The organism is Xanthomarina arctica (genome assembly GCF_014638915.1).
In the GTDB taxonomy this organism is placed as follows: domain Bacteria; phylum Bacteroidota; class Bacteroidia; order Flavobacteriales; family Flavobacteriaceae; genus Xanthomarina; species Xanthomarina arctica.
Window position 1 is genome coordinate 592,822 of record NZ_BMFQ01000003.1, and the last position, 14,649, is coordinate 607,470.

Consider the following 14,649-nt stretch of genomic DNA (forward strand, 5'->3'; position numbering starts at 1 on the left):
TTATGAATAGAATAAATAAAAAAATACAAGAAAGTAAAAAAATACTATCTATTTACTTTACTGCTGGCTACCCGAAAACTGATGATACTGTCAATATCATCCAAAATCTTGAAAAATCTGGTGTGGACATGATAGAAATCGGACTTCCATTTAGCGATCCTCTTGCCGATGGTCCAACCATTCAAGCTAGTTCCACACAAGCTTTAAAAAACGGCATGACCACCGAAGTTCTTTTCAAGCAATTAAAAGATATTAGAGAATCAGTCAATATTCCTCTAATTATTATGGGTTATTTTAATCCTATTTTGCAATATGGCGTGGAAGCATTTTGTAAAAAATGTGAAGAAATTGGTATCGACGGACTCATTATTCCAGATTTACCAGTAGATGTTTACAATGAAAAATATAAAGCTACATTCGAAAAGCATGGACTAATTAATGTGTTTTTAATAACACCCCAGACTTCTGTAGAGCGCATTCGTTTTATAGATTCTATTTCTAACGGATTTATCTATATGGTAAGTAGTGCCAGTGTTACGGGAAGTCAGTCAGGATTTGGAGATGAGCAAACCAACTATTTTAAACGTATTGCGGATATGAATCTTAAAAATCCACAAATTATTGGGTTTGGTATTTCAGATAATAAAACATTTTTACAAGCTACTCAGTTTTCAAAAGGTGCCATTATAGGTTCTGCTTTTATTAAGCATTTAACAAAGGAAGGTGTCACAAAAATTAATAGTTTTGTTAAATCTATACTTAAGTAAGGATGAAAACACTTAACAACTGGAAACTTATCATATTACTATGTTTAACATTAGGCTTGGCTCCTTTTTTACCAGAACCACATATTCTTGGTAAACTAAAATGGATTTTAGGCGGCGCTACTGGAATGCAGTTTATGGATTGGTTCGATGTTATTTTACATGGTTTTCCGTTTGTATTACTCTTAAGATTAATTATTATAAAATTATTTTCAAAACATGGCGCTTAATATTGTACTTATAGAACCCGAAATACCTAATAACACTGGAAATATCGGTCGTTTAGCCTTAGCTTCAGGATCTAATTTACATTTGGTAAAACCTTTTGGTTTCGAGATTAGCGATTCCCGTTTAAAGCGAGCTGGATTAGATTACTGGAAGCATCTAAATGTTCATTATTATGAAAATATCGAAGAATTCTTCCAGATAAACAAAAATGCTAAAATGGTATTTTTATCTAGCCATGGCACAAAAAATCATTGGGATATTAAATTTGAAGATGACATGTTTTTAGTTTTTGGAAAAGAATCTGTTGGACTTCCAAAATCGATTCTTGAAAACCATTCAGAACACCTTTTTAAAATTCCTTTGTTTAGTGAACATGTAAGGAGTTTAAACCTTGCAAATGCGGTAGGTATCGTTGTTTACGAAGGTCTTAAAGCTATTCGAAAATAGTCTAAAATATCTTTGTTGTACCAAGTAAATTTATTTAGCTTAGTAGTTATAGTAATTCCTTAATATAATTTGAAACCTATGAAATATCACGTTATTATCAATAGTGTAAAATCTGTTGAAGAATTAAAAGATGCTTGGTCAAATACAGATTATATTCAATTGCTTGATAAATTCGGGTTTGAAGATGCAAAAGATTCTAAACCTGAAGAATTATTAGAGCTACTATTTATGGCTATTTCAGATTTTGAGCCAGAAGAAGCTGCCACAATTATTTTAGATTATAAATTGTCAGACCATTTAAACGAAAATCAAATAGAGCAAATTTCTCATGAAATGCTTCTTGACAAGATTTCTGAGGAATATGCTGATATTTCCTTGCATCATGAATTATATAATATCAATCAATTACTTCATAAAGCCTACAATGGAACGTTTCCAAATGCTAAGGCCACATTAATTGAATTTGAAATAACACCAAATAAAGAGATTACAAAGGAAAATGTTTTAAAAGCTTTTAACGCGACGCTTGCCAATAACAATGTTATAAAACGTTTATTCTCCAATCAACTTGCCGGAAAAGAAGCTTTTGATGAAGCCGAAAGCATTATCTGGGATTTAACTTCTAAAGGTGAAAACACCTATATGCTTACCACATCTGATTATTGGATGAGCAAGGATGAATTTACTGAAGCTGAATTTGATGTAACCATTATTGAATTTGAAGATGAAAACGAGTATTAAATCAATCCTTCGCATTTAATCTATCACAAACTACATACGCTCAGGAACAGTAATACCTAGTAAATTAAAAGCGTTTTTAATGATGTTTGCCACAACATTGGACAATTGCACTCTAAATTGTTTTTCGATATCAGAATCTGCACCTAAAATGGATACATTCTGGTAAAAGGAATTAAATTCCTTAACTAAATCATAAGTATAATTAGCAATTAATGCCGGACTATGGTTTTCCGCGGCACTTTGAATGACGTCTGCGAAAAGCTGAATCTGCTTAATCAGTTCTTTTTCCTTTTCATTTAAGGAAACCTCACTAACATCAAGTGTTGCATTAAAATCAACATCTGCCTTTCTTAATATAGATTGAATTCTAGCATAGGTATATTGAATAAACGGACCTGTATTTCCTTGAAAATCTATAGACTCCTTTGGATCAAACAAAATACGCTTTCTAGGATCCACTTTTAGAATGTAATATTTTAAAGCTCCTAAACCAATAACCTGATATAGGTCTTGTTTCTCAGCTTCTGAATACCCATCTAGTTTTCCTAATTCTTCGGAAATCTCACCTGCTGTTGATGCCATTTCTTCTATTAAATCGTCGGCATCTACAACCGTGCCTTCACGACTTTTCATTTTTCCAGAAGGTAAATCAACCATCCCATAGCTTAAATGGAACAGGTTTTTAGCCCACTCGAAACCTAACTTCTTTATAATTAAAAAGAGAACCTTAAAATGATATTCCTGCTCGTTTCCAACGGTATAAACCATGCCACCAACATCTGGATAATCTTTAACACGTTGTATAGCGGTTCCAATATCCTGAGTCATGTAAACGGCAGTTCCATCACTACGCAACACAATTTTCTCGTCTAAACCTTCATCTGTTAAATCGCACCAAACAGAACCGTCTTCTTTTTTGAAGAAAACACCAGTACTTAATCCTTCGGCAACAAATTCTTTTCCTAATAAATAGGTTTCACTTTCATAATAAAGTTTATCAAAATCAACGCCTAAACTCTTATAAGTAACATCAAAACCTTTATAAACCCATTGGTTCATTTTCTCCCAAAGAGCAACTGTTTCTTTATCTCCCGCTTCCCAATTAAGAAGCATGTCTTGAGCTGCTTTTAAAATAGGTGCATTTTTCTTAGCATCTTCTTCTGTCTGACCTTCGGCAATTAAATTTTTAATTTCCTTTTTATACTCTTGATCAAACTTTACATAGTAGTTTCCTACTAATTTGTCCCCTTTTAAACCTGTGGATTCTGGGGTTTCACCATTACCAAATAACTGCCAAGCTATCATACTTTTACAAATATGAATTCCTCTATCGTTTATAATCTGTGTTTTGTAAACTTTCTTTCCTGAAGCTTTTATAATTTCAGCAACACTATAACCCAACAAGTTATTTCTAACATGTCCTAAATGCAACGGTTTATTGGTATTAGGTGAAGAATATTCAACCATAACAGCTTTGTCTTCTGGGTTTGGAGTTACAAATCCAAAGTTTGCGTCCGATTTTATATCATTAAAAAAATGTATATAATAAGGGTCGCTTATTTCAACATTTAAAAAGCCTTTTATAACATTAAAGCCAACAACCTCATCAACATGATCTACTAAATATTGACCTATAGCTTCACCTATTTGTACAGGGTTTCCTTTTACTACTCGTAGCATTGGGAAAATAACGACAGTAATATCTCCCGCAAATTCTTTCCTAGTTGCCTGAAATTCTACTGTTGGTAAATCTTGGTTATAAATAGCTTTTACAGCCTGAACTACATGTTTTGATAAGACGTCTTGAAGACCCATATTCTAGTGCTTTTAAGGATGCAAAGATAAAACTTTTATTAAAGGTTTTAATCTTAAATGGAGTCTTATCTTACTTTAACGCCATTAGGAATCCATTTTGTTATTTGTTTTTATATATAAAAAGTTAAAATCCTTTTTTAAGAAAATCGCAAAGGTGCATTTCAACGACCAAAGTGTATCTTTCCCTACTTATTTGCCTTTCATCGATGTGGCTAATTTTTAACATTTTTTTAAGTGCCACTTCAACTAATTTATTGGTATTAAAACGCAAAAATTAGTGTATTAGATCTCTTTTTACAATTTTTGTTAAGTAAAGCTATTAAATGTCCCAATGCTATGGGATCTCTATAAAAACTAACTATTACGGCTCTAAATACTAGCTAAAAGACTTAACTCCAACAAGTTAAAAAGCTTTTTGTTTATTTCTGTAAGACTAATTATGAAGAAGTTATTTTCTTTAATCACTTGTCTTATTTTTTTCATTGGTTTTTCCCAAACCAAGGAACAGGATAGTCTTACTATACAATTAGCTTTCCAAAATTCTGATACCACCAAAATAGAAACCTCCTTATTACTTGTTAAAGTCCTTTACAATAACCAAGAATATAATAAAGCTTTAAAGTACATTTCTCAAACAGAAAAATTATCTCAAAAATTAAATTATCAAAATGGTATAGCCGAAATGACTTATTACAAGGCCTTAATTTATGCCTTAAAAGACGACTATATTAATGCAAGAGATAACTATATAAAGTCCAAGGAATTATTTATTCAAATTAACGATACGTTAAATATTGCAAGAGTAAATAATAGTATTGGTTTAAACGAAATTAAAAGAGGTAACTATAATATTGGACTTCAATATTCACTTTTAGCTTTAAAAGAATTTGAAAAAAGAAATTTAAAAAGTGAATTACGTTCGGCCTATGAATGTTTAGCAAAAGCCTATTTTAGTATAAACGATATTAACAAAGCTACAGAATACTATGTAAAAGCTTTGGATGTAGAAAAGCAGATAAACAACAACGAAGGTTCCATTGAAGTTTTAAAAACGTTAGCCGAGTTATATTCTCTTCAAAAAGAAAACAGAAAATCTATAGATTATTACGAAAAAGTTCTAAAACTAACTTCTGTAGATAATGATTCTTTAAGAGGCGAAATCCTTCCTAAATTAGGAGGTGAATATCTACAATTTAACGACTATGATAAAGCTTTACAATATTTAATTGAAGGCTTGAGACTAAACAGAAGATTAGACAATTCTCATGGTATTCTAGTTTCACTGAACAATCTTGGGGAACTAAACTTAAAAAGAAACTTTTTAAAATATGCCGAAATTCAATTGTATGAAGCTAAAGATATTGCAAGTTCTACTGACGACAAAGAAGAACAATTAAAAAATTATGATCTTTTAAAGACCTTAGACTCCACCAACAAGAGATTTGATCGTGCTTTTATTTGGCAAAGGGATTATTACAATCTTAAAAATGAAATTTCTAAAAAAGAAACTAAATTATTTGTTGAAGCTGAAGAACCTATAACTATAAGTGATTTAGAAATAAATAACACTTCTGAAGAAAAAACAGCATCTGAAATTAAAATTGGAACGGATAAAACTCAAGAAGATTTTGATAAATTACGCATTATTTTTTATGCATTATTAGGAGCTATAGCCATTCTTTCTACTTTTTTAGTTCTAATATATTTAAAAAGGAATAGTCGTTTACAATATACCCGAGAGCTTGAAGAAAAAAACAAACGTATTGAAATTCAAAATGAAGCAATTTTAGAACAAACCAAGCATTTAGAAGAGATAAACAAAGTTAAGGACAAGTTGTTTTCTATAGTGTCTCACGATTTAAAGGATTCTTTAACGTCCATTAAAGGGTTTATAGATTTACTAAAAGAGGGCTCATTAACACAGGAGGAATTTAAATCCTTAATACCAGAATTAAGTGAGAATGCTAACAATGCTTCCTTATTATTATTCAACTTATTAAACTGGTCTAAATCGCAAATGCAATCTTTAGAACCAAGCCCAAGTTTATTCGATTTACAAGAAGTATTTGAAGATAAGACTAATTTACTTGAGCAAAAACTTGAAAAGAAAGGCATTATTTTAAGAGATAAAACCTTAAGGGATTATGTTTACGCAGATAAAAGTATGGTAGAAATTATTATTCAAAATCTACTTACAAATGCTATAAAATTTAGCAAACCAGGAGATACCATTACTATTGCAAACCAGATAAGCAACGGGAAATCAATAATTAGTATTTCAGACACTGGAATTGGAATCTCTAAAGAAAACCAACAGAAAATATTTAAGAATTCTTCGTTTACAACCATTGGAACCCAAAACGAAAAAGGAACCGGTTTAGGTTTAACTATATGTAAAGAATTAGTAGATCTTAATCATGGAAGAATCTGGGTTGAAAGTGACTTGAATGTAGGCACCACCTTTTATGTGGAACTACCAAAATCTCATCCAGAAAACTAGTCTTTAGGCAAGAACACTTCTGCCATCATACAACGAGCACTTCCTCCTCCACAAGTTTCAATAGTCTCCAAAGAGCTAGATAAAATTTCGCTATGCTTCTCTATTTTTTGAATTTGAGCTGGTGTTAAGATATCGAAAGCCGCTTGACTCATAATTAAATATCTTTTATCATTTTTACCTCTAACTTGCAACATGTTTCCAGCAAAATGAGCAACTTGCTTTTCTGTAATGGCAATAACTTCCTTGCCATCTTCTTTTAAATGACTTAAGACATTTTTACGTTCTTTTTTATCGTCGATACAATCCAAACAAATTACAGCAAAAGTTTCGGCCAAAGTCATCATAACATTGGTATGATAAATAGCTTTTCTTGCTCCTTCAACAGTTTGGTAGGCTGTAAAAACTACTGGAGTATATTCAAAGTCCTCACAGAATTCAATAAATAAATCTTCATCTGCTCGAGCAGATAAAGCACAATAGGCTTTACTATTTACACGATCTAAAAGCAAACTTCCAGTGCCTTCTAAAAAAACACCTTCTTCTTCAGCATCTGTATAATCCACAATATTCTCTATGGAGAAACCTTCTTTTTCTAATCGTAATAAAACCTCTTCCCTACGTTCTTTTCTACGGTTTTCTGCAAACATGGGATATAAAGCTACATCGCCATTTTCGTGAAAACTCACCCAATTATTTGGAAAAATAGAATCTGGAGTATCTAAAGTCTTATCATCATTTTCAACAATAACTTGAACTCCTACAGCTCGTAATTTTTCTACAAAAACATCAAATTCCTCTTGGCCTTTGGCATTTATCTCAGCATTTTTTAAATCCAGATCTTCTTGGAAATAATTATTCACAGCCGTTTGTTCATTCATCCTGAAATGTACAGGACGAATCATTAAGATGGTATTTGTAGTCTGATTCATTTAATCCGTGTTTAGAAATGCAAAATTACTTTTTTAAAACTGAAAGCAATTGTGTAAAGCAATAAAAATTGTTACATAAATAAACTAAATTGCATTTCCATTTAATACTTAGAACTTATGAAACACTTTCTATTAATATTCTCGTGCTGTATTTTATTTTTTTCGTGTGAAGAAACCAAGGAACCTACAAATATAAACGCTGTAAACTGGAAAAATCGTACTGTCAACTTACCTAAAATAGACAGTTTGGCAAAAGGTCAAAGTTACTTATCCGTTTATTCTGAAATATATAGCATTACGGAACATAGAACTATCAATTTAACGGTGACAGTAAGTCTGAGAAATGTAAGTACGCTTCATAATATTTATCTATTTAAGGCAAATTATTACAACACGAAAGGCGATTTAATTAGAACTTATTTTGACGAACCTATTTCCCTTAAACCCCTTGAAACCATAGAAATTGTTATTGATGAAAAAGATGATCATGGAGGTTCTGGCGCTAATTTTGTATTCGACTGGGCTTTAAGCAACAACGATCATGAACCCTTTTTTGAAGCTGTTATGATTTCTACTTCTGGGCAACAGGGCATATCTTTTACAACCCAAGGTATCAAGTTATAATAATTTAAAATTTTTACTAAGGCGTAGAATTAGAAACTTGTAGCATTTTCCCGTTGTAATATGTTTGGCCGTTTAAGGCAAAATCTGAAATATATTTTGCCATCTCTAAAGCTGTTGTTGGGGCTTGATATCCAGGAAAGGCTTCTTCCAACATTTCTGTTTGTACGGCTCCTAAAGCTAGAACATTAAAACTTGGACCAGATTCTTTATACTCCTCTGCAAGCAATTCTGTAAGCGTAATTACCGCACCTTTACTAGAACTATAGGCTGAAAGGCCAGGAAACTTAACGCTACCTTGAACGCCACCCATGGAGCTAACAGTAACAACGTGACTCTCTTTCTTTGTAAATGGAAGAATGGTACGTATCATTTCTGAAACCCCAAATACATTTGTTTTATAGACCGTTTCGAATTCTTGAAAGGTTGTCTCTTTAAATGGTTTATTTAATAAAGCGCCTGCATTATTTATTAAAACATCCACTTGCTTCCATTCCTTTTCAACAAAATCTGTTACTATTTTGTAATTTGAAGGTTCTGATAAATCAAAAGTTAAAGCCGTAACATTTTTCAATTTTAGATTAGTTACGGGATTATGGTTTCTGGATAATGCCAAAACTTGATGTCCCTGACTTGCAAATAATTTTACAAGTTCGAATCCGATACCTCTGCTCGTACCTGTAATAATAATATTTTTACTCTTCATACAACACAATTTCTTTAGTTGGGGTCTGACTTATCATTTCGACAGCAGGAATAAAGCTGTTGATTAATGAAGCCATATGTACATAATCCAACTTATCTGCTTCATCATCTACATGGTGATAATAATTATAATTAGACAAATCACAAGATGAAATGGTTTGACTAGGTATCTTAAAAGCTTCATAAAAAGGATAATTGTCAGATGCTTTGAACAAGCCATATTGCTTAGCAACTTTTGAAAAACCAATGAGATTACTGCCAACATACTCGTTTATTTTAGTTGCCATATTTGAGGTATCGTAACCTGTAACGAAAGCCACATAGTCTCTATCTACAAAAGGAACACCAATCATCTCCATATTTAAAACAGTGTATAAATTAATGTCTGTTGCTTTTAATTTATCTGCTAAATGTTTAGAACCTAACAAGCCCATTTCTTCGGCTGAAAACAAAACAAACATGATACTTCTGCTATTGGTTTTAGATTCTGAAAAGTATTTAGCCATTGCCAAAACAGAACTTGTTCCAGCGGCATTATCATTTGCACCATTCGCAATAGAATCGTTTTCAACTATTTTTCCATAGCCAATATGATCATAATGTGCTCCTATAATTATTACTTCCTCTTTAAGTTTTGCATCTTGACCTTCAAGAAAACCTACCATATTATAAGCGTTTAAGTCTCCAACCATAAAGGGATCTCTGTAGGTCTCAAAATAAGGCTTCAGGTTGTATTCTTTAAACTTATTTTCTATAAAAACTGCTGCATTTTCAATACCGACGCTCCCTGTAGCTCTTCCTTTTAATTCGTCTGAGGCTAAAAACTCAACTGTTTCCTTTAGTTCTATACTAGTAACAACATAAGGTTTATCTAATTTAGTAGCAGAAGGGATTACCGCTTGATATTTGGAAGGTGTTGAAATAACTATTTCACTTGGATCGTTATTATTAGTGACCACTGTTGATGGTTTACAGCCTAAAAAAAAGACTCCAATAAAAATAAGGTATAAAAGATGTTTCATGAGTTTTATATATTTTGTTTAAAGATAAAAAAACCTGTTTCATTTAAAATGAAACAGGTTTTTAATTTATATTTTTTTCAACTTATTGTTATCAGATTTAAACTAACATAGTTACCGGATTTTCAATATATCCTTTCAAGGTTATAAGAAATTCCGATCCTGTAGCTCCATCAACCGTTCTATGATCGCAAGCCATGGTTAATTTCATGGTATTTCCAACAACTACTTGTCCGTTTTTAACTACTGGTTTTTCAACAATAGCACCTACAGATAAAATAGCAGAATTAGGCTGATTGATAATAGAAGTAAAACTCTCAATCCCAAACATACCTAAATTAGAAATGGTGAAGGTACTACCTTCCATTTCCTGAGGCGTTAGTTTTTTGTTTCTTGCTTTACCTGCGTAATCTTTTACAGCAGCTCCAATTTGTGTTAAGCTTTGCTCGTTAGCAAATTTAACTACAGGAACTACTAAACCATCTGGAACAGCAACTGCTACGCCAATATGTACGTGATTGTTAAGACGCATTCTATCGTCAAACCACTGAGAATTTACTTGTGGATGCTTTTTTAAAGCCAAAGCACAAGCTTTAACAATCATATCGTTATATGATATTTTAGTATCTGGTATCGAATTATATTGCAAGCGGAATGCCATGGCATTTTCCATATCGAACTCCACATTTAAATAATAATGTGGTGCTGTAAATTTAGATTCACCTAATCGTTTAGCAATAACCTTACGCATTTGAGAGTGTTTTACCTCATCAAAATCTTCTTGCCCGGTTGGTACAAATTTTCCAACTGAAGCTGTAGCAGAAGCTGATGGTGTAAAGTTTTCAATATCGCGTTTTATAATTCTCCCGTTTTCTCCAGAACCTTTTACTTGAGAAATATTAATTCCTTTCTCATCAGCCATTTTTTTGGCTAATGGGGAAATAAATACTCTGGATGAATCTGAACTTGAACTTGAACTTGAAGTTGAAGTTGAAGTTGAAGTTGAAGCTTCGGACTTTTCGCTAGGGCTAGAAGTTTGAGGTTCTTTTTTAGCTTCTTCTTTTGCAGGTGCTTCACTTTTAGTTGAAGATTCTTGCGTACCATAGTTTTTGGCCAATTGAGAAACATCTGTTCCCGTTGGACCAATAATAGCTAATAGTGAATCTACTTTCGCCGATTCTCCTTCTTGCAATCCAATATATAATAAAGTTCCTGATTGGAAACTTTCAAATTCCATAGTTGCTTTATCAGTTTCTATTTCTGCAAGAATTTCTCCTTCAGAAACTTCATCACCAACTTTTTTAAGCCAAGTAGCAACCGTTCCTTCTTCCATGGTATCACTTAAACGTGGCATGGTTACTATAATTACACCTTCTGGCAGTTCGGTTTCGCTCACTGACCCAGATTCGGTTTTAACTTCTTCTTTTGAATCTGAATGAGATTCTTCTTGAGATTCATCGCTATCGCTCTGATTGACATCTTTCTTTCCTTCAGTTTTGGTAATTGGATCTTCTGTTTTGGTATTTGAAATCAAATCTGAAATATCTTCACCTTCATCTCCAATAATAGCTAATAAGGTATCGACTTTAGTTGTTTCACCTTCTTGAACACCAATATAAAGCAAAGTTCCTTCATGAAAAGACTCGAATTCCATGGTTGCCTTATCTGTTTCAATTTCAGCAAGAATATCTCCCTCAACTATTTTGTCACCAACTTTTTTCAACCAAGTAGCCACAGTACCTTCTTCCATGGTATCGCTTAAACGAGGCATATTTATAATTTCTGCCATAGCTTATATTTTATGTTCAATAAAAGGGTAATCCTTTTGTTCGTAAACAACGTCGTACATGACATTTTTTTCAGGATAAGGCGATTCGTCAGCGAATTTTTCGCACTCACTTACCAACTCTTTTACACGTTTATCAATACTTTTGATTTCAGCTTCCGTAGCATATTTATTTTCAAGAATAATATCTTTTACTTGAGTAATAGGATCAATTTTCTTGTACTCCTCTACTTCATCCTTGGTTCTATAATGCTGTGCATCACTCATGGAGTGACCTCTATATCTGTATGTTTTTAATTCTAAGAATGTTGGTCCGTCACCTCTTCTAGCTCTTTGAATCGCTTCGTCGAAAGCTTCAGCAACCTTTACAGGATTCATACCATCTACAGGTCCACAAGGCATTTCGTAACCTAATCCAAGTTTCCAAATATCTGTATGATTTGCTGTACGTTCTACTGACGTTCCCATGGCGTATCCATTATTTTCGCAAACAAAAACTACAGGAAGTTTCCAAAGCATAGCCATATTAAAAGTTTCATGTAATGAACCTTGTCTTGCTGCTCCATCTCCAAAACAACAAATAGTAACACCATCTATATTGTGGTATTTATCACCAAAAGCAATTCCTGCTCCTAATGGAATTTGTCCTCCTACAATTCCGTGACCCCCATAAAAACGGTGTTCCTTGGAAAAGATATGCATAGAACCACCAAGACCTTGAGAGGTTCCAGTAGCTTTACCAAATAATTCGGCCATGACGCGTTTTGGATCAACACCCATTCCAATGGGTTGTACGTGATTTCGGTATGCCGTAATCATTTTATCCTTTGTTAAGTCCATAGCATGTAAAGCTCCCGCCAATACTGCTTCTTGACCATTGTATAGGTGAAGAAATCCTCTTACTTTTTGTTGGATATAAACAGCAGCTAGTTTGTCTTCAAACTTTCTCCAAAACAACATGTCTTCATACCACTTAAGGTAAACTTCTTTGGTTATTTTTTGCATTTAAATAAATATTAAAAAAATAATTTTCAATATAAACCTATGTAAGGCTTAAGAATAATAATTCTTTCTTTTTAAAAAGATAGAAACAATTAACAAAAGTAACACTTTAGTCACTAATGAAAAAACAGTAATTCGTAAAATTTTAATTCAAAACGTTAATATCTAATAAAACGATTTTTATAAAACTGATTTATCGAAAACCAAAGGCAGTAAATTAGCCAAGGAATGCGATTTTACGACCTTTCCAGTTTCACCCATAAAATAGATTTCTATTGGTGAATCCTGTTTCACTTCGTATTCCGCAATAGCTTGACGACAAGCCCCACAAGGAGGAATTGGTGTCACTGTCTGACGAATTCTAGAACCTGCAATTATGGCCATTTTTAAAATTTTAGCTTTCGGATATTGCGAACCTGCATAATAAATAGCGGTTCGTTCTGCACATAATCCGGATGGATACGACGCATTTTCCTGATTAGACCCTAAAACAATTTCATTATTATCTAACAATATAGCCGCTCCAACACTAAATTTAGAATAAGGTGAGTAGGAATTTTCTCTGGCTAAAACTGCTTGATCCATTAATCCTACAATATCTGCAGGTAACTCGTCTAGATTATCATAAACGGATAAAATGGATTCAATTTTTATTTCCTTCATACTTTTGGGATGTACTTTTATTATACTTAAAGGTAATGATACTATTTTAGACAAAAAAACTATTGCGTTTGCAATAGTTTTTTTATAATTAATATCCTTTTAGCTGTCCCTAGGGACAAGCTCTGAATTTTCTTTCATTTTTTGATGCCGTTTGTAAGGCAAATTAAAACAATTTCTAATATTCTCTGTAAGCTTCTCTATCGATATTAAACGTTAAAGAAAAACGTAAGGTGTTTTCCAAAGGGCTTGGTATTTTTGAAGCAGAAAATAAATATGATAAATCAAGACCTATCACATTATATTTAAATCCGGCACCAATAGCAAAAAATTGTCTAGCTCCTTTGTCTGGACTTTCATGGAAATATCCTGCTCTAAAAGCAAAAGAATCCTGGTAGTAATATTCGGCACCAATAGCCCAAGTCCATTCTTGCATTTCTTCGCTAAATCCTCCTGGAGCATCACCAAATGATTGGAACATGCCTTTCATAAAACCTACATCATTACTTTTACCTTCTAAAATAACATTATCTGTATCACTAATAAGTATATCACCATCAGCTACATCATATTCTCCATCACCATTTACATCATCAAACACAAGTACATTTCCAGTTAATGGAGGTGTTGGCACTAATAATTTAGTAAATTCTGTTGTTAGAGTTACTTTGTTATAATCGTCTAAAATGAAGTCAAATCCAGCCCCTAAACGTAAATTTGTAGGTTGAAAATTCTCTTGTCCTCCTTCGTCATATTTAAATGTAGGCCCGATATTCTGAATAGCAAATCCAAATCTATATCTTCCATTGAAGCTATTATAAGCTTGTTCTTCACTTTGATAAAAACCAGTAATATCTACGTTAAAAGTACTCGCTGGTGAGGTATCTGTATTTGCATTTGGTATTTTCAAATCTGAATTTACATAACGCATAACTACAGCCATGGAAAATTCGTCGCTTAATCTTAAGGCATAAGAAACATCCAAAGCAAATTCGTTAGGTTTAACAATATATGGCGTTTGGTTTTCATCTTCAACAAATTCAATTTCTCCAAGTCCAAAATATCTAAAACTAGCAGCAAAAGCACTTCTTTCGTTTAACCTGTTAAAATAGTTTATGCTACTTAAAGAGATATCATTTACTAATTTACTTAAATAAGGTGTGTAACTAAGTCCAACCCCTTGTTTGGTTTCAGAAAAAGCATATTTAGAGGCATTCCATTGTTGTGAGAACGGATCTACAGAAGTTGCAACCCCCATATCTCCTAATGCAGCTCCACGCGCATCAGCAGCAATTAATAAAAAAGGGACACCTGTAGTAATAACTCCGGAATAGTAAGGGTCTGGAGTAATAATTTCAACAACGTTTTGAGCTTGTATTTGAACAGCACAGAATAATGCTGAAAATATTAAAAGTGATTTCTTCATAAATTA

Annotated in this window: 14 protein-coding genes; 6 read left to right on the forward strand and 8 right to left on the reverse strand. The window is 32.7% G+C overall.

From position 1 onward, the window contains the following. The first annotated feature begins 2 nt into the window (after positions 1-2). The 4 genes from trpA (at position 3) to IEV77_RS13905 (ending at position 2,180) form a co-directional block, all read left to right on the forward strand. Positions 3-767: a tryptophan synthase subunit alpha gene (gene trpA, locus IEV77_RS13890; protein ID WP_188465837.1), complete on the forward strand. Its 765-nt coding sequence runs from the start codon at positions 3-5 to the stop codon at positions 765-767. Positions 768-769: 2 nt separating this feature from the next. After that, positions 770-994 (forward strand): hypothetical protein, encoded by a 225-nt coding sequence (locus IEV77_RS13895; RefSeq protein ID WP_188465839.1) that lies wholly within the window; start codon positions 770-772, stop codon positions 992-994. Beyond that, complete coding sequence (locus tag IEV77_RS13900) at positions 984-1,439, forward strand: tRNA (cytidine(34)-2'-O)-methyltransferase (protein ID WP_188465841.1); 456 nt, start codon at positions 984-986, stop codon at positions 1,437-1,439. The genes IEV77_RS13895 and IEV77_RS13900 overlap by 11 nt, the downstream gene beginning before the upstream one ends. Positions 1,440-1,517: 78 nt before the next feature. Further along, positions 1,518-2,180 carry a hypothetical protein gene (locus IEV77_RS13905; protein WP_188465843.1) on the forward strand — a complete coding sequence of 221 codons (663 nt, stop codon included), beginning with the start codon at positions 1,518-1,520 and terminating at the stop codon, positions 2,178-2,180. Between the two features lie 30 nt (positions 2,181-2,210). On the opposite strand, the gene argS is transcribed toward IEV77_RS13905, so the two are convergent. Continuing rightward, positions 2,211-3,995: an arginine--tRNA ligase gene (gene argS / locus IEV77_RS13910; RefSeq protein WP_188465845.1), complete on the reverse strand. Its 1,785-nt coding sequence runs from the start codon at positions 3,993-3,995 to the stop codon at positions 2,211-2,213. Between the two features lie 439 nt (positions 3,996-4,434). Here argS and IEV77_RS13915 point away from each other — a divergent pair, with 439 nt between their 5' ends. Continuing rightward, the gene (locus IEV77_RS13915; protein ID WP_188465847.1) at positions 4,435-6,495 is read left to right on the forward strand and encodes a tetratricopeptide repeat-containing sensor histidine kinase; all 2,061 of its coding nucleotides are present in this window, start codon (positions 4,435-4,437) and stop codon (positions 6,493-6,495) included. Here the strand turns inward: IEV77_RS13915 and ctlX are convergent. Next, positions 6,492-7,424, reverse strand: a complete 933-nt coding sequence (gene ctlX / locus IEV77_RS13920; RefSeq protein ID WP_188465849.1) for a citrulline utilization hydrolase CtlX — start codon at positions 7,422-7,424, stop codon at positions 6,492-6,494. The genes IEV77_RS13915 and ctlX overlap by 4 nt on opposite strands. 117 nt (positions 7,425-7,541) lie before the next feature. Between ctlX and IEV77_RS13925 the strand changes: the two genes are divergently transcribed. Beyond that, positions 7,542-8,048, forward strand: coding sequence for a DUF3124 domain-containing protein (locus tag IEV77_RS13925; protein ID WP_188465851.1), 507 nt, complete (start codon positions 7,542-7,544; stop codon positions 8,046-8,048). Between the two features lie 16 nt (positions 8,049-8,064). Here the strand turns inward: IEV77_RS13925 and IEV77_RS13930 are convergent, their stop codons facing one another. From IEV77_RS13930 to porV, 6 genes are all read right to left on the reverse strand, one after another. Continuing rightward, positions 8,065-8,751 (reverse strand): SDR family NAD(P)-dependent oxidoreductase, encoded by a 687-nt coding sequence (locus tag IEV77_RS13930; protein WP_188465853.1) that lies wholly within the window; start codon positions 8,749-8,751, stop codon positions 8,065-8,067. Further along, the gene (locus tag IEV77_RS13935) at positions 8,741-9,772 is read right to left on the reverse strand and encodes a M28 family peptidase (protein WP_188465855.1); all 1,032 of its coding nucleotides are present in this window, start codon (positions 9,770-9,772) and stop codon (positions 8,741-8,743) included. Before IEV77_RS13935 ends, IEV77_RS13930 begins: the two co-directional genes overlap by 11 nt. Before the next feature lie 97 nt (positions 9,773-9,869). Further along, complete coding sequence (locus IEV77_RS13940; RefSeq protein WP_188465856.1) at positions 9,870-11,558, reverse strand: pyruvate dehydrogenase complex dihydrolipoamide acetyltransferase; 1,689 nt, start codon at positions 11,556-11,558, stop codon at positions 9,870-9,872. Positions 11,559-11,561: 3 nt separating this feature from the next. Further along, positions 11,562-12,560: a pyruvate dehydrogenase (acetyl-transferring) E1 component subunit alpha gene (pdhA, locus tag IEV77_RS13945; RefSeq protein ID WP_188465858.1), complete on the reverse strand. Its 999-nt coding sequence runs from the start codon at positions 12,558-12,560 to the stop codon at positions 11,562-11,564. A gap of 177 nt (positions 12,561-12,737) precedes the next feature. After that, positions 12,738-13,220, reverse strand: coding sequence for a cytidine deaminase (cdd, locus tag IEV77_RS13950; RefSeq protein ID WP_188465860.1), 483 nt, complete (start codon positions 13,218-13,220; stop codon positions 12,738-12,740). A 175-nt stretch (positions 13,221-13,395) separates the two neighbouring features. Beyond that, entirely contained in the window at positions 13,396-14,643 is a 1,248-nt protein-coding gene (gene porV / locus IEV77_RS13955) for a type IX secretion system outer membrane channel protein PorV (RefSeq protein ID WP_188465862.1), read from the reverse strand. Between the last annotated feature and the right edge of the window lie 6 nt (positions 14,644-14,649).

What these genes read in the sequence shown, in the direction of transcription:
- trpA (WP_188465837.1), top strand. Translation starts at nt 3, where the DNA reads ATGAATAGAATAAATAAAAAAATACAAGAAAGTAAAAAAATACTATCT.
- IEV77_RS13895 (WP_188465839.1), top strand. Translation starts at nt 770, where the DNA reads ATGAAAACACTTAACAACTGGAAACTTATCATATTACTATGTTTAACA.
- IEV77_RS13900 (WP_188465841.1), top strand. Translation starts at nt 984, where the DNA reads ATGGCGCTTAATATTGTACTTATAGAACCCGAAATACCTAATAACACT.
- IEV77_RS13905 (WP_188465843.1), top strand. Translation starts at nt 1,518, where the DNA reads ATGAAATATCACGTTATTATCAATAGTGTAAAATCTGTTGAAGAATTA.
- argS (WP_188465845.1), bottom strand. Translation starts at nt 3,995, where the DNA reads ATGGGTCTTCAAGACGTCTTATCAAAACATGTAGTTCAGGCTGTAAAA.
- IEV77_RS13915 (WP_188465847.1), top strand. Translation starts at nt 4,435, where the DNA reads ATGAAGAAGTTATTTTCTTTAATCACTTGTCTTATTTTTTTCATTGGT.
- ctlX (WP_188465849.1), bottom strand. Translation starts at nt 7,424, where the DNA reads ATGAATCAGACTACAAATACCATCTTAATGATTCGTCCTGTACATTTC.
- IEV77_RS13925 (WP_188465851.1), top strand. Translation starts at nt 7,542, where the DNA reads ATGAAACACTTTCTATTAATATTCTCGTGCTGTATTTTATTTTTTTCG.
- IEV77_RS13930 (WP_188465853.1), bottom strand. Translation starts at nt 8,751, where the DNA reads ATGAAGAGTAAAAATATTATTATTACAGGTACGAGCAGAGGTATCGGA.
- IEV77_RS13935 (WP_188465855.1), bottom strand. Translation starts at nt 9,772, where the DNA reads ATGAAACATCTTTTATACCTTATTTTTATTGGAGTCTTTTTTTTAGGC.
- IEV77_RS13940 (WP_188465856.1), bottom strand. Translation starts at nt 11,558, where the DNA reads ATGGCAGAAATTATAAATATGCCTCGTTTAAGCGATACCATGGAAGAA.
- pdhA (WP_188465858.1), bottom strand. Translation starts at nt 12,560, where the DNA reads ATGCAAAAAATAACCAAAGAAGTTTACCTTAAGTGGTATGAAGACATG.
- cdd (WP_188465860.1), bottom strand. Translation starts at nt 13,220, where the DNA reads ATGAAGGAAATAAAAATTGAATCCATTTTATCCGTTTATGATAATCTA.
- porV (WP_188465862.1), bottom strand. Translation starts at nt 14,643, where the DNA reads ATGAAGAAATCACTTTTAATATTTTCAGCATTATTCTGTGCTGTTCAA.